The sequence below is a fragment of the Acidovorax sp. SRB_24 genome (genome assembly GCF_012931925.1).
Genome location: NZ_MWOM01000005.1, coordinates 74131 through 87529, shown reverse-complemented (window position 1 = coordinate 87529; position 13399 = coordinate 74131). Strand labels below are relative to the sequence as shown.

13 protein-coding genes and 1 tRNA gene are annotated in these 13399 nt (G+C 65.2%); 7 read left to right on the top strand and 7 right to left on the bottom strand.

Features of this window, described 5'->3' with window-relative positions:
• Window positions 1–21: 21 nt before the first annotated feature.
• The 3 genes from B2J89_RS02975 (at window position 22) to B2J89_RS02965 (ending at window position 1315) form a co-directional block, all read left to right on the top strand.
• The gene (locus B2J89_RS02975; RefSeq protein WP_056668591.1) at window positions 22–633 is read left to right on the top strand and encodes a glutathione S-transferase N-terminal domain-containing protein; all 612 of its coding nucleotides are present in this window, start codon (window positions 22–24) and stop codon (window positions 631–633) included.
• A 37-nt stretch (window positions 634–670) separates the two neighbouring features.
• Entirely contained in the window at window positions 671–1186 is a 516-nt protein-coding gene (locus B2J89_RS02970) for a ClpXP protease specificity-enhancing factor (protein ID WP_169167739.1), read from the top strand.
• A gap of 53 nt (window positions 1187–1239) precedes the next feature.
• Window positions 1240–1315: transfer RNA gene (locus B2J89_RS02965), tRNA-Thr, on the top strand.
• Window positions 1316–1360: 45 nt separating this feature from the next.
• Here the strand turns inward: B2J89_RS02965 and B2J89_RS02960 are convergent.
• Complete coding sequence (locus B2J89_RS02960) at window positions 1361–1660, bottom strand: DciA family protein (protein ID WP_169167738.1); 300 nt, start codon at window positions 1658–1660, stop codon at window positions 1361–1363.
• Window positions 1661–1935: 275 nt separating this feature from the next.
• Between B2J89_RS02960 and secA the strand changes: the two genes are divergently transcribed.
• From secA to B2J89_RS02940, 4 genes are all read left to right on the top strand, one after another.
• The gene (gene secA / locus B2J89_RS02955; RefSeq protein ID WP_169167737.1) at window positions 1936–4695 is read left to right on the top strand and encodes a preprotein translocase subunit SecA; all 2760 of its coding nucleotides are present in this window, start codon (window positions 1936–1938) and stop codon (window positions 4693–4695) included.
• 174 nt (window positions 4696–4869) lie between these two features.
• A complete protein-coding gene (gene argJ / locus B2J89_RS02950) occupies window positions 4870–6099 on the top strand; it encodes a bifunctional glutamate N-acetyltransferase/amino-acid acetyltransferase ArgJ (protein WP_169167736.1) in 1230 nt (409 codons plus the stop codon).
• Between the two features lie 44 nt (window positions 6100–6143).
• Window positions 6144–7016: an ATP-binding protein gene (locus B2J89_RS02945; RefSeq protein WP_169167735.1), complete on the top strand. Its 873-nt coding sequence runs from the start codon at window positions 6144–6146 to the stop codon at window positions 7014–7016.
• On the top strand, window positions 7009–7458 hold the full coding sequence (locus B2J89_RS02940; protein ID WP_169167734.1) for an NUDIX domain-containing protein: 450 nt from the start codon (window positions 7009–7011) through the stop codon (window positions 7456–7458). Before B2J89_RS02945 ends, B2J89_RS02940 begins: the two co-directional genes overlap by 8 nt.
• Window positions 7459–7504: 46 nt before the next feature.
• Here B2J89_RS02940 and B2J89_RS02935 read toward each other — a convergent pair whose 3' ends face one another.
• The 6 genes from B2J89_RS02935 to pilB form a co-directional block, all read right to left on the bottom strand.
• The gene (locus B2J89_RS02935; RefSeq protein ID WP_169167733.1) at window positions 7505–7732 is read right to left on the bottom strand and encodes a DNA gyrase inhibitor YacG; all 228 of its coding nucleotides are present in this window, start codon (window positions 7730–7732) and stop codon (window positions 7505–7507) included.
• Between the two features lie 13 nt (window positions 7733–7745).
• Entirely contained in the window at window positions 7746–8501 is a 756-nt protein-coding gene (gene zapD / locus B2J89_RS02930; RefSeq protein ID WP_169167732.1) for a cell division protein ZapD, read from the bottom strand.
• A gap of 81 nt (window positions 8502–8582) precedes the next feature.
• A complete protein-coding gene (gene coaE / locus B2J89_RS02925) occupies window positions 8583–9203 on the bottom strand; it encodes a dephospho-CoA kinase (RefSeq protein WP_371809024.1) in 621 nt (206 codons plus the stop codon).
• Window positions 9200–10072 (bottom strand): A24 family peptidase, encoded by an 873-nt coding sequence (locus B2J89_RS02920; RefSeq protein WP_169167731.1) that lies wholly within the window; start codon window positions 10070–10072, stop codon window positions 9200–9202. The genes coaE and B2J89_RS02920 overlap by 4 nt, the downstream gene beginning before the upstream one ends.
• Window positions 10072–11289 carry a type II secretion system F family protein gene (locus B2J89_RS02915; protein ID WP_169167730.1) on the bottom strand — a complete coding sequence of 406 codons (1218 nt, stop codon included), beginning with the start codon at window positions 11287–11289 and terminating at the stop codon, window positions 10072–10074. The genes B2J89_RS02920 and B2J89_RS02915 overlap by 1 nt, the downstream gene beginning before the upstream one ends.
• A gap of 23 nt (window positions 11290–11312) precedes the next feature.
• Window positions 11313–13049, bottom strand: coding sequence for a type IV-A pilus assembly ATPase PilB (gene pilB, locus B2J89_RS02910; RefSeq protein ID WP_169167729.1), 1737 nt, complete (start codon window positions 13047–13049; stop codon window positions 11313–11315).
• Window positions 13050–13399 lie beyond the last annotated feature (350 nt).

Below are 13399 nucleotides of genomic sequence, written 5' to 3'. Positions count from 1 at the left end.
GATTTTTAGGAGTCCCCCGCCATGATGGTGCTTTACTCGGGTACAACCTGCCCCTTTTCCCACCGCTGCCGCTTCGTGCTATTTGAAAAAGGCATGGACTTTGAAATCCGCGATGTCGACTTGTACAACAAGCCCGAAGACATCAATGTGATGAACCCGTACGGCCAGGTGCCCATCCTGGTCGAGCGCGACCTGATCCTGTACGAGTCGAACATCATCAACGAGTACATCGACGAACGCTTTCCGCACCCGCAGCTCATGCCCGGCGATCCGGTGGACCGTGCGCGCGTGCGCCTGTTTCTGCTGAACTTCGAGAAAGAGCTGTTCGTGCACGTGAACATCCTGGAGTCGCGCGCCACCAAGGGCAACGAGAAAGCCCTGGAGAAGGCGCGTGCACACATCCGCGACCGCCTCACGCAGCTGGCCCCGGTGTTTCTCAAGAACAAGTACATGCTGGGCGAGAACTTCTCCATGCTGGACGTCGCGATTGCGCCGCTGCTGTGGCGCCTCGACTACTACGGCATCGACCTCAGCAAGAACGCCGCGCCCCTGCTGAAGTATGCAGAGCGCATCTTCTCGCGTCCGGCCTACATCGAAGCACTGACGCCGTCCGAAAAGGTCATGCGCAAGTAAGCGCCGCTGCCGCCTGCCGCCCACACCCACCACTACCATGAACGCACAGGAATCGACCAGCACACGTCCCTACCTCATCCGGGCTCTGCACGAATGGTGCTCGGACAATGGCTTCACGCCGTACCTGGCCGTGCGCGTGGACGATTCGGTGCAGGTGCCACGGGAGTATGTGAAGGATGGAGAGATCGTTCTCAACGTCGGCATGGACGCCACCAGCGGGCTGCAGCTTGGCAACGATTTCATCGAATTCAAGGCGCGCTTTGGCGGCAAGCCGCGCGACATCATGGTCCCGGTGGGCCGGGTGATCGCCATTTACGCGCGGGAAAATGGCCAGGGCATGGCGTTTCCTCCACCGGTAGACATGCTCTCGGGTGTGGGTGCGGCGCTTGCGCCCGTGCCGAGGGGGCCCGGAGATGCGGCGGCGCCGCAGGAGGAGTCTGTGGTGCAGTTGGTGCCCGCCGAGCCGCCTGCCGACGATGGCAATGAGCCCCCTCCGCGTCCCACCTCGCCCGCGTCTGGGGCCGCACGCCCGGCGCTCAAGCGCGTCAAATAGCATCCCGGAATGGCCTCTGGAGGGGCCTTTTTCGATACTAGAATACAGCTTTCGCCGATTTAGCTCAGTTGGTAGAGCAACCGCCTTGTAAGCGGTAGGTCGTCAGTTCGATCCCGACAATCGGCACCATCTCTTTGCGGTGCATCCACCGTTCATGCCCTGGCGCACGCGCTCTCAGGCTTGGACCTTCAGGCGGATCGCCGTCACATCCCATCCTCGGCTGCGCAAGTGCGCCTGCAGTGCAGGCGACAGTTGGCGCAGCTTGGCGGCTGCGGCATTGCCTTTCACCAACAGGCACCAGGTGCTTCCCTCGATCGGCCCGGCCTGCACGGCATGGCGCAGTGCGGCGGGAATCAGGGCCTCGATGGCGCGCAGCCGGTTGCTGGAGTCGCGTGTCAGGGCCGCGAGCCTGGCCAGCACGGGCGCTTCTTCCGAGGCCTGCTGCAGCGAGACGGCATAGTGGCGGCGGTTCATGGCACGGCGGTGCGCGAGAAGGTAAGCATGGCGCTGATTATCGGTGACGCGCCGCATGCACGGCGGCCGCCTCGGTGCGGGCGGGCCACGTTCCGGGGCCCGCGCCACGGGGTCCGGTAACAGGGCGCATCGGCCGGGTAAAATCTCCAGTCCGGACCCCGCGCTCCCGGCATTGGCAAACTTGCAATACCGGGTGACGGCCCCAACTGAACTCACTTCTTCTTAGGGATTCTGGCCGCTTGGCATGCCTTGGCATGGTGGGCGGACCTGCTCGCATGGCCACCAACTTTCTCACCAAAATTTTCGGCAGCCGCAACGACCGGCTCCTCAAGCAATTCCGCAAGACGGTGGCACGCATCAACGCGATGGAGCCCGAGCTCGAGGGTCTGAGCGATGAGGCCTTGCGTGCGAAGACGCAGGAGTTCAAGGACCGTGTGGCCGGCGGCGAGGCGCTCGACGACTTGCTGCCCGAGGCGTTCGCCGTGGTGCGTGAAGGCTCCAAGCGGATCATGAAGATGCGCCATTTCGATGTGCAGCTGCTGGGGGGCATGGCCCTGCACTACGGCAAGATCGCTGAAATGCGCACCGGCGAGGGCAAGACGCTCACCGCCACGCTGCCGGTGTACCTCAACGCCCTGTCGGGCGAGGGCGTGCATGTGGTGACGGTGAACGACTACCTCGCAGGGCGCGATGCGCAATGGATGGGGCGGCTGTACAACTTCCTCGGCCTTTCGGTGGGCATCAACCTGCCCAACATGCCGCGCGAGGAAAAGCAGGCCGCCTATGGCTCGGACATCACCTACGGCACCAACAACGAGTACGGCTTCGACTACCTGCGCGACAACATGGTGTACGAGTCGCGCGACCGGGTGCAGCGCAAGCTCAACTACGCCATCGTCGACGAGGTGGACTCCATCCTGATCGACGAGGCCCGCACGCCGCTCATCATCAGCGGCCAGGCCGAAGACCACACCGCGATGTACATCGCGATGAACAAGGTGGTTCCGCTGCTGGCGCGCCAGGAGGGCGAAGCCGACCCGCGCACCGGAGAGGGCGTCACCAAACCCGGCGACTTCACGCTGGACGAAAAGACGCACCAGGTGTTCCTGACCGAGCAAGGGCACGAGACCGCCGAGCGCGTGCTCGCCGCACAGGGCCTGATTGCCGAGGGCGCCTCGCTCTACGACCCGGCCAACATCACCTTGATGCACCACTTGTACGCGGCGCTGCGGGCCAACCACCTGTACCACCGCGACCAGCACTACGTCGTGCAGGGCGGAGAGATCGTCATCGTCGACGAATTCACGGGCCGCCTGATGTCGGGCCGGCGCTGGAGCGAAGGCCTGCACCAGGCCGTCGAGGCCAAGGAAGGGGTCGAAATCCAGGCCGAGAACCAGACGCTGGCGTCGATCACGTTCCAGAACTACTTCCGCCTCTACAACAAGCTCGCCGGCATGACCGGAACGGCCGACACCGAGGCCTACGAGTTCCAGGAAATCTATGGTCTGGAGACCATGGTGATCCCGCCCAACCGCCCGAGCCGGCGCGACGACCAGCTCGACCGCGTCTACAAGACCACGCGCGAGAAGTACGAGGCAGCGATCAAGGACATCCGCGAATGCCACGAACGCGGCCAGCCCGTGCTGGTGGGCACGACCTCGATCGAGAACTCCGAAATCATCGACCAGCTGCTCAACACCGAAGGCCTGCCGCACCAGGTGCTCAACGCCAAGCAGCACGCCCGCGAAGCCGACATCGTGGCCCAGGCCGGCCGCGCCGGCATGATCACGATCGCCACCAACATGGCGGGGCGCGGCACCGACATCGTGCTCGGCGGCAACATTGAAAAGGACGTGGCGGCCATCGAAGCCGACGAGGCACTCGACGCGGCGGCCCAACAGGCGCGCATCGCCGAACTGCGCGCCACCTGGACCGTGGACCACGAGAAGATCAAGGCGCTGGGCGGCCTGCGCATCATCGCCACCGAGCGCCACGAGTCGCGCCGCATCGACAACCAGCTGCGCGGCCGTTCGGGCCGCCAGGGCGACCCGGGCTCCTCGCGCTTTTACCTGAGCCTCGACGACTCGCTGATGCGCATCTTCGCGGGCGACCGCGTCAAGGCCATCATGGACCGCCTGAAGATGCCCGATGGCGAAGCCATCGAGGCCGGCATCGTCACGCGCAGCATCGAGTCGGCGCAGCGCAAGGTCGAGGCGCGCAACTTCGACGTGCGCAAGCAGTTGCTCGAATACGACGACGTGGCCAACGACCAGCGCAAGGTCATCTACCAGCAGCGCAACGACATCCTGGACGCGGCCGAGCTGTCCGACGTCATCACCGCCATGCGCGAGGACTGCTTCAACGACCTGGTGCGCCAGCACGTGCCTGCCGAGTCGGTGGAGGAACAGTGGAACCTGCCGGCCCTCGAAAAGGCCCTGGCCGACGAGTGGCAGCTGTCCCTGTCGCTGCAAAGCGAAGTCGAAGGCGCGCAGTCCATCACCGACGACGACATCCTCGAGAAGGTGCTGAAGGCGGCGCACGATGCCTTCGAGGCCAAGGTGCAGCTGGTGGGCCAGGAAAACTTCCTGCAGTTCGAGCGCGTCGTGCTGCTGCAGAGCTTCGACTCCAACTGGCGCGACCACCTGAGCGCGCTCGACTACCTGCGCCAGGGCATCCACCTGCGCGGCTATGCGCAAAAGCAGCCTAAGCAGGAATACAAGCGCGAAGCCTTCGAGCTGTTCCGCCAGCTGATCGACATGGTCAAGAACGAGGTGACCAAGGTCTTGATGACGGTGCAGATCCAGTCGCCCACACAGCTCGACCAGGCGGCCGAGGACATGGGCCAGCGCGCCGAGAACATCGCCAACGTGACCTACAGTGCGCCCACCGAAACCGGCGAGGTCGAGACCACCGTGGACGAGCGCACGCTGCGCGCGCCGCAAGCCGCCATGCCCGGCGTGCGCGTGGGCCGCAACGACCCCTGCCCGTGCGGCAGCGGCAAAAAATACAAGCAGTGCCACGGCAAGCTGGCCTGAAAGCATTCGGAACAACCCCTGACCGGCTGCGCCACTTCCCCCTTCTCTCGGCTTCGCCGGGAAGGGGGGCGACACCAGCGCGGCGGGGTGGCCCCTTGCGGTGTCTGCTGGCACAGGCCGCGCCACTTTCATGGGCTTCTGCCCGTGTGTTGCATTTTTCAAGGACGACGACCCATGCCCGTGAATCTCTCCGCTCCCATCGCATCCGATCTGCACCCCATCGCCGGTGTGCGCATCGGCGTGGCCGAAGCCGGCATCCGCAAGGCGCAGCGCAAAGACCTCACCGTGTTCCTGCTCGACGAAGGCGCTACGGTGGCGGCGGTGTTCACGCAAAACCGCTTTTGTGCCGCGCCGGTGCAGGTGTGCCGTGAGCACCTGGCCGGGGGCGCTGCGGTGCGCGCCATGGTGGTCAACACCGGCAATGCCAACGCCGGCACCGGCGCCGACGGCCTGCAGCGCGCGCGCGCCACCTGCGAGCTGCTGGCCGCGCAGCTGGGCGTGGACGCCGCGCAGGTGCTGCCGTTTTCCACCGGTGTGATCATGGAGCCGCTGCCCGTCGAGCGCATCGCGGCCGGCCTGCCCGCCGCCCTTGCCGACGCGCAGCCTGCGCACTGGGCGCGGGCGGCCGAGGGCATCATGACCACCGACACGCTGCCCAAGGCCTTCAGCGCGCAGATGCAGATCGGCGGCGCGACGGTGTCGGTGACCGGCATCAGCAAGGGCGCCGGCATGATCCGCCCCAACATGGCGACCATGCTCGGCTTCCTGGCCACCGACGCCTGCATCGACCCGGCGCTGATCCAGCCGCTGGCGCGCGAGCTCGCCGACGAGTCGTTCAACCGCATCACCATCGACGGCGACACCTCGACCAACGACTCGTTCGTCGTCGTCGCGACGCAGCGCGCGGCCCATGCCCCCATCACCTCGTGGGACAGCGCCGAAGGCCAGGCCCTGAAGGCCGCGCTGCGCGGCGTGGCGCAGAAGCTCGCGCAGGCCATCGTGCGCGACGGCGAGGGCGCGACCAAGTTCATCACGGTGCGCGTCGAAGGCGGCAAGACGGGCGAGGAGTGCCGCAAGGTGGCCTATGCGATTGCGCACTCGCCGCTGGTCAAGACCGCCTTTTTTGCCAGCGACCCGAACCTGGGCCGCATCCTGGCGGCCGTCGGCTACGCCGGCATCGACGACCTGGAGCAGACCGGCATCGATCTGTACCTCGACGACGTGCATGTCGCCGTGCAGGGCGGACGCAACCCGGCCTACCGCGAGGAAGACGGCCAGCGCGTGATGCAGCAAAGCGAGATCACGGTGCGCGTGGTGCTCGGCCGGGGCAGCGCGTCGGACACCGTCTGGACCTGCGACCTGAGCCACGACTACGTCACCATCAACGCCGACTACCGCTCTTGATTCAATAGCTGTCAGCGCTTATGGGATAAGCGCTTGAGTCCAAAATGACCGATAAATTTGACCATTTGATCGAGCGCGCAGAGCAGCTCATCGCGCGCATCGAGTCGGTGCTGCCGCAGCCCTTGTCGGCGCCCGACTGGACGGCCGCCGTCGCCTGGCGCTACCGCAAGCGCAGCAGCGGCCATGGCACGCTCGAGCCCGTGCGCCACGTCGCGCTCATGCGCCTGCAGGACCTCCAGGAAATCGACGGCCAGAAGGAGAAGATCGAGCGCAACACCCGGCAGTTCGTCGACGGCCGCACGGCCAACAACGTGCTGCTGACCGGGGCGCGCGGCACCGGCAAGTCCTCTCTCATCAAGGCCTGCCTGCATGCCTTCGCGCTCCAGGGCCTGCGCCTGATCGAGGTCGACAAGGCCGACCTGACCGACCTGCCCGACATCGTCGAGGTGGTCTCCGGCCGGCCCGAGAAGTTCATCGTGTTCTGCGACGACCTGAGCTTCGAGGACGGCGAGCCGGGCTACAAGGCGCTCAAGTCCATCCTCGACGGCTCGATCGCCGCCGCTACGCCGAACGTGCTGATCTACGCCACCAGCAACCGGCGCCACCTGCTGCCCGAGTACATGCGCGAGAACCTCAGCTACACGCACACCGACGACGGCGAGGTGCACCCGGGCGAGGGCGTCGAAGAGAAGATTTCGCTCTCGGAGCGCTTTGGCCTGTGGGTGAGCTTCTACCCGTTCAGCCAGGACGAGTACCTCACCATCGTGGCGCAGTGGCTCGCCGCGCTCGGCGTGGACGCCGCTGCCATCGAAGCGGCGCGCCCGCAGGCGCTGGTCTGGGCGCTCGAGCGCGGATCGCGCAGCGGCCGCGTGGCCTACCAGTTCGCGCGCGACTTTGCCGGGCGCCACGGTGGCTGAGCCGGTGGCGGCGCTGCGGCAACACACCGAGGTCGCGGTCGGCATCCTGCTGCGGCCCGACGGCGCGCTGCTGCTCTGCACGCGCCCGCCCGGCAAGGTGTACGCGGGCTACTGGGAGTTTCCGGGCGGCAAGATCGAGGCCGGCGAAAGCGTGGAGCAGGCGCTGCGCCGCGAGCTGATCGAGGAGCTGGGCGTCACCATCGGCCCGGCCGAGGTCTGGAAGGCCACCGAGCACGACTACCCGCATGCGCTGGTGCGCCTGCACTGGTGCAAGGTGTGGCAGTGGACGGGCGCGTTCGAGATGCGCGAGGGCCAGTCCATGGCCTGGCAGCACTGGCCGCTCGAAGTGCGCCCGATCTTGCCCGGGGCTCTGCCGGTGCTGCAGTGGCTGGCGCAGGAGCGGGGCCAGGATTTTGATCCCGCAATGCTATCGATTGAATAGCTGCTAGCGCTTTTTGGCTCAGCGCTAGAGCCCGATTTCACTGAAATCAGTGCTGCTGGCGCGGGTCGCCGTGCGGGGCGTCGTCGGGCGGCGCTTCGGTGGGCATGCGAAAGCTCTCCGAAGCCCAGGCACCCAGGTCGATCTGCTTGCAGCGCTCGCTGCAGAACGGCCGCCAGGGGTTCTGCGGGCCGTACAGGCTGGGCCCGCCGCAGCTGGGGCAGACGACCGTCTTGGGCGCGGCCGGTGGCGCAGGAGGGGTGTGATCGTGGCTCATGGTGCGAAGAGGGTCAGGCGCACAGGGTCAACTCGAACGTCGCGTCGTCGGTGCACGGCAGCAGGTGGCCGTCGTCCTGGGCGCGCATCAGGCGCACCGAGACGATGAGGCGGTTGCCGCTGATCTCGGGGACCAGGCCCAGCGCTGGGTCAATGCGTAGGCGCAACAACTGGAAGGTGCGGCCCGCAGGCAGGTTCTGCTGGAACTGGCCGCGCTCGGCCGCCACTTTCTGCGGAACGCCGGAGTCGCGCAGCAGCTTGAGCAGCACATAGATGGATTCGGCCAGCGGCGCCAGCGTCGACGCCCAGCCTTCGAGCGCCTGCTGGCGCGTGGCGGCTTCGCCGTGCTGCCATGAGTAGTAGCCCGGCAGGTCGAAGCCGCAGGTGCCGCCTGGAATGCCCATGCGGCTGCGGATGCTCATCAGCCAGTCGTTTTCCGTCAGCGCCTGGCCGGCCTTGCCGGCCTGCGCGTTGAGGCCCTGGAAGCAGCGGTCGAGCTGGGTGAAGATGGCCTCGAGTGCCGCCTCGGAGATCGAGGGGTTGCCACGGTAGGCTTCGAGCGCATGCTTCTGTCTCTCGATGTCCTTGAGCACATCGGTCTTGAGGTCTGCGCGCGCCGCCACGTCCATGATCTCGAAGATCGTGTTCAAGGCAAAGTGGTGGTCGAGCGCATGGCTGCGCCCGATGAGTTCACCGAGACGGCGGAACAGCTGTTCCAGCCGCAGGTAGGTTCGGATGCGTTCGTTGAAAGGGTATTCGTACAGAATCACGCTGCCGGGTTCCTGGTGGGGGAGCGGTGGACAAGGGACCGACCCCGAGGGTCTGCAATGGGTGTCAGAAACGTATTTCCATCATAGCCCGAACCGCAGGGCCAGCGCGTGCACCTGGCTGCGCAGTGCGTCGAGGGTCAGGCCGTCGTTGTAGATCACGGCGTCGGCCACGGCGCGGCGCGCGCTGCGGCTGGCCTGGGCGGCAATGATCGCCTCGACCGCGCCCGGTGCGAGCGCGCTGCGGGCCACGACGCGATCGATCTGCGTCTGCACCCGGCAGTCCACCACCGCCACCGCGTCCAGCTGGCGGCGCCAGCGCCCCGACTCCACGAGCAGCGGGATGTCGAACACCAGCAGGCGCTGGCCGGCCGCGGCGGCGGCGCTGGCGTGCTCTTCGGTCAGCCGCGCCACCCAGGGGTGGACGATGGCTTCGAGCCGCAGGCGCGCGGTGGGCTCGGAAAACGCCAGGGCCCGCATGCGCATCCGGTCCAGCGCACCCGTGGCGTCCACATAGGCCGGACCGAAAGCCGCAGCGATGGCTTCCATGGCAGCCCCGCCCGGGCCGGTGACGCTGCGTGCCATGGCGTCCGCGTCCAGCAGGGTGGCACCGCGCTCGGCCAGCATGTTCCCTACGGTGCTCTTGCCGCTGCCGATGCCGCCGGTCAGGCCCAGGCGGATCGGCGTGCCTGCGCCCGTTGTCACAGGCCCAGAGCCCCCAGAAGCGCAGACAGCACCCGCTGCGGGCCCCACACCATGGCGATCAGCCCCGCACCCACCAGGAAGGGGCCGAAAGGCACATAGCCGCCTTCACGCAGGCCGCTGGCCATTTTCATGGCGATGCCCACCAGCGCGCCGACCACGGACGCCATCAGGATCAGCGGCACCAGGGCCTGCCACCCGAACCAGGCACCGAGTGCGGCAAACAGCTTGAAGTCCCCATAGCCCATGCCTTCTTTGCCCGTTGCCAGCTTGAAGGCCCAGTACACCAGCCACAGCGAAAGGTAGCCAGCGGCTGCACCCCACACCGCATCCACCAGCGGCACCATGCCCCAGCCCAGCGCAGAGGCCAGCAGGCCCGCCCACAGCAAGGGCAGGGTGAGGTTGTCGGGCAGCAAGGTGGTGTCCCAGTCGATGAAGGCCAGCGCCACCAGTGCAGCCGAGAACCCGCACCAGGCCAGCCCCGCAGGCGTTGCGCCCCAGTGCTGCACACAAAAGAAGAACAGCGCCGCTGTGGCCAGCTCGACAAGGGGATATCGGGCACTGATGCGCGTTGCGCAGGCCGAGCAGCGCCCGCGCAAGGCCAGGTAGCTGACGACCGGAATGTTTTCATACCAGCGCAACTGGTGGCCGCAGGCCTGGCAGCGCGAGCGCGGCTGGCTGAGGTTGAAGACCGGCGCCGCTGGCTGTACGGTCTGCACCGCGGTGGCCGAGGCCGCGTACTCGGCGCAGTCGGCCGCCCATTGCTGCTCCAGCATCTTGGGCAGGCGGTAAATCACAACGTTCAGAAAACTGCCGACAAGCAGCCCCACCACGCCGGCCAGTGCGGCGTCCCACCACGGATCCAGAACCATCAGACGACCTGCCCCAGCTTGAAGATCGGCAGGTACATCGACACCACGATGCCACCGATCAAGGAGCCTAGGAAGACGATGATGATGGGCTCCATCAGGCTCGAGAGACCGGCCACCATCTCATCGACCTCGGCTTCGTAAAAATCGGCGGCCTTGCCCAGCATGTGGTCGATGGAGCCTGATTCTTCGCCAATGGCGCACATCTGTAGCACCATTGAAGGGAAGACATTGGCGTTGCCCATGGCGGCCGTCAGGCTGGTGCCGGTGGAGACTTCCTGCTGGATCTTCTCCGTCGCCAAGGCATAAACCGAGTTGCCTGCGGCGCCGCCGACGGAATCCAGCGCTTCGACCAACGGCACGCCTGCGGCGAACATGGTCGAGAGGGTGCGCGTCCACCGTGCCACGGCCGATTTTTCGATCAACACCCCAAAGACCGGAATGCGCAGCATCAGCCGGTCCATGAACATCTGCACTTTTTCGCTGCGGCGCCAGGCCTGCATGAAGAAGTAGAAGCTTCCGCCGAGCACGCCGAAAATCAGCCACCACCACTGCACGAACACTTCGCTGATGGCCATCACGAACAGCGTCGGGGCGGGCAGGTCGGCGCCGAAGGAGGTGAAAACCTCTTTGAAGGCCGGAATCACGAAAATCATGATCACCGTGACCACCACAAAGGCCACGATCACCACCGAAATGGGGTACATCAAGGCCGATTTGATCTTGGACTTGATCGCCTCGGTCTTCTCCATGTAGAGCGCCAGGCGGTCCAGCAGCGCCTCGAGAATGCCGGCGGCCTCACCCGCTTCGACCAAGTTGCAATACAGGCTGTCGAAATACATCGGGTACTTGCGAAAAGCGCTATTGAGCGAGGTGCCGGTTTCCACATCCGCCCGCACCTCGTTGAGCAGCTTGCCGACGCTGGGGTTGGTGTTGCCTCGCCCGACGATGTCGAAAGCCTGCAGCAGCGGAACGCCGGCCTTCATCATGGTGGCCATCTGGCGCGTGAACAGTGCGATGTCTTTGGGCTTGATCTTTTTGCCCGCGCGCATGCGGCGCTTCTTGATCTTGGTGGGGAAGACGCCCTGTCGGCGCAGCGTGGCCTGCACCTGGTTTTCCCCAGACGCGCGCACCTCGCCGCGCACGATCTTGCCGTGGCGGTCTTTCCCCTCCCATTCGAAGACAAAGTCCTTGATGCCCTGTGCTGCTGCCGTTGCCATCGCGTCCCCTCAATGCCGGTGTTTTATTCGTTGGTCACGGCCAGCACTTCCTCGAGGGAAGTGAGGCCGAGCTTGGCCTTGTGCAAACCTGCCGCACGCAAAGAGCGCACGCCTTCCCTTTTTGCCTGCTCGGCAATTTCCAGCGCGCTGCCATCGCGCAAGATGATGCGCTGGAGCTCTTCGGTGATGGGCATGACCTGGTAAATACCGAGCCGCCCCTTGTAGCCGTTGTTGCAGGCAGAGCAGCCCACGGGCTTGTAAGGCACCCAGGAGCCGTCGATTTCGTCGTCCGCATACCCCGCATCGAGCAGGGCTTGGTGGGGAATGTCGGCCGGCGCCTTGCACTGCGGGCACAACCGCCGTGCAAGGCGCTGGGCGGTGATCAGGATCACGCTGGAGGCGATGTTGAACGGGGCGATGCCCATGTTGCGCATGCGCGTGAGCGTGGTGGGCGCATCGTTGGTATGCAAGGTCGACAGCACCAGGTGCCCGGTCTGTGCGGCCTTGATCGAGATGTCGGCGGTTTCCAGGTCGCGGATTTCGCCCACCATGATGATGTCCGGGTCCTGGCGCAGAAAGGACTTGAGCGCGGCGGCAAAGGTCAAGCCCGCTTTTTCGTTGACATTGACCTGGTTCACGCCGGGCAGGTTGATTTCCGAAGGGTCTTCCGCCGTGGCGATGTTCACACCGGGCTTGTTCAGCAGGTTCAGGCAGGTGTAGAGCGACACCGTCTTGCCCGAGCCCGTGGGTCCGGTGACCAGGATCATTCCATAGGGCCGCGCAATGGCCTTGAGCAGGCGCTCTTTTTCTTCGGGCTCGTAGCCCAGCGCATCAATGCCCATCTTGGCGCTGCTCGGGTCCAGGATACGGATCACGATTTTTTCACCAAAAAGGGTGGGCAGAGTGCTGACGCGAAAGTCGATGACCCGGTTCGGACCGACTTTGAGCTTCATGCGCCCATCCTGCGGGACGCGTTTCTCGGAAATGTCCAGGCGCGAGATCACCTTGATGCGCGATGCGAGCTTGTCCTTGATGGCCACGGGGGGAGAAGCGATCTCCCGCAGTTCGCCGTCGATGCGAAAGCGAACCCGATAGTGGTGCTCATAAGGCTCGAAGTGCAGGTCGGACGCGCGCATGTTGAAAGCGTCGAGCAGCATCTTGTGCAGAAACTTGACGATCGGAGCATCTTCGACCTCGCTGGCGCCGGTGTCCGCAGTGTCCGCGGCATCTTCTACGGGCACGTCATCGAACTCGAAATCGCCGCTGCTGGTGAACGTGTCCAGCGACTCGCCGACTGTCTTGGACGAGGCTTCCACGAGCTTCGTCAGCTTGTCGTACTCGGCGATCACCCAGTCCACGCCCATCTGCGTGGTGAACTTGATTTTTTCTGCCGCCTCGTGGTCCGTTGGGTCTGCCGTGGCGACGGTGAGGCGGCTGTTGCGCTTGCTGAGCACCACCACCCGGTAGGCTAAGCAGATCTTGCTGTCGAGCAGATCGTGCGGCAGGCGTACAGGGTCAATGGCATCGAGGTCCAGCAGCGGTGCGCCGAACACAGAGGACACCGTGTGGGCCAGGTCTGCCGACGAAATCGCCCCGGAGCCGGTGAGCTCGGCAATGAAACTGGTGCGGCTGGTCTGCGATTTGCGGACAAGCTCTTCGGCCGACTTCTGCGTGAGCTTGGCCACCGAAATGAGCGCGCGGGCCAAACCGGGGAGCGCAACCGTTGCAGAGTCTTTTTGGGTGGTATCGACGGCGGCCATTGAACCGAGAATGTAGAGGACGGTAAATGAGCCATCCTATCATTGCCATCTGGTTTCAAGCTGTAACCCGCAACACGCGCCACAGTGTGGTCAATGGGGTAACAGCAGGAATCTGGTCGGGGTGAGAGGATTCGAAAAGCCCAACATCCTCTTGTTTCCCAAGGGGAAATGCACTGCGTCAGAAGCGCCGAGAACTCCGGGTTGACACAAAGAGAGCAGTTTAACGCAGCCTTCGTGAGGGACGCACGTCTAGTCGCCGACGGCCGCGGGGCAACTCGTGGGCTTAGAAGCCCTAGTCCACGAGCCTTTCGGCTTGCCGATGTGCCCCATAGGAAAAAACGTATTTGTGA

Excerpts from the sequence above, each read along its gene's own strand:
- B2J89_RS02915 (WP_169167730.1), bottom strand. The coding sequence starts at position 11,289 with ATGGCAACGGCAGCAGCACAGGGCATCAAGGACTTTGTCTTCGAATGG.
- argJ (WP_169167736.1), top strand. The coding sequence starts at position 4,870 with ATGCCCGTGAATCTCTCCGCTCCCATCGCATCCGATCTGCACCCCATC.
- B2J89_RS02920 (WP_169167731.1), bottom strand. The coding sequence starts at position 10,072 with ATGGTTCTGGATCCGTGGTGGGACGCCGCACTGGCCGGCGTGGTGGGG.
- pilB (WP_169167729.1), bottom strand. The coding sequence starts at position 13,049 with ATGGCCGCCGTCGATACCACCCAAAAAGACTCTGCAACGGTTGCGCTC.
- B2J89_RS02960 (WP_169167738.1), bottom strand. The coding sequence starts at position 1,660 with ATGAACCGCCGCCACTATGCCGTCTCGCTGCAGCAGGCCTCGGAAGAA.
- B2J89_RS02970 (WP_169167739.1), top strand. The coding sequence starts at position 671 with ATGAACGCACAGGAATCGACCAGCACACGTCCCTACCTCATCCGGGCT.
- secA (WP_169167737.1), top strand. The coding sequence starts at position 1,936 with ATGGCCACCAACTTTCTCACCAAAATTTTCGGCAGCCGCAACGACCGG.
- B2J89_RS02945 (WP_169167735.1), top strand. The coding sequence starts at position 6,144 with ATGACCGATAAATTTGACCATTTGATCGAGCGCGCAGAGCAGCTCATC.
- B2J89_RS02975 (WP_056668591.1), top strand. The coding sequence starts at position 22 with ATGATGGTGCTTTACTCGGGTACAACCTGCCCCTTTTCCCACCGCTGC.
- B2J89_RS02935 (WP_169167733.1), bottom strand. The coding sequence starts at position 7,732 with ATGAGCCACGATCACACCCCTCCTGCGCCACCGGCCGCGCCCAAGACG.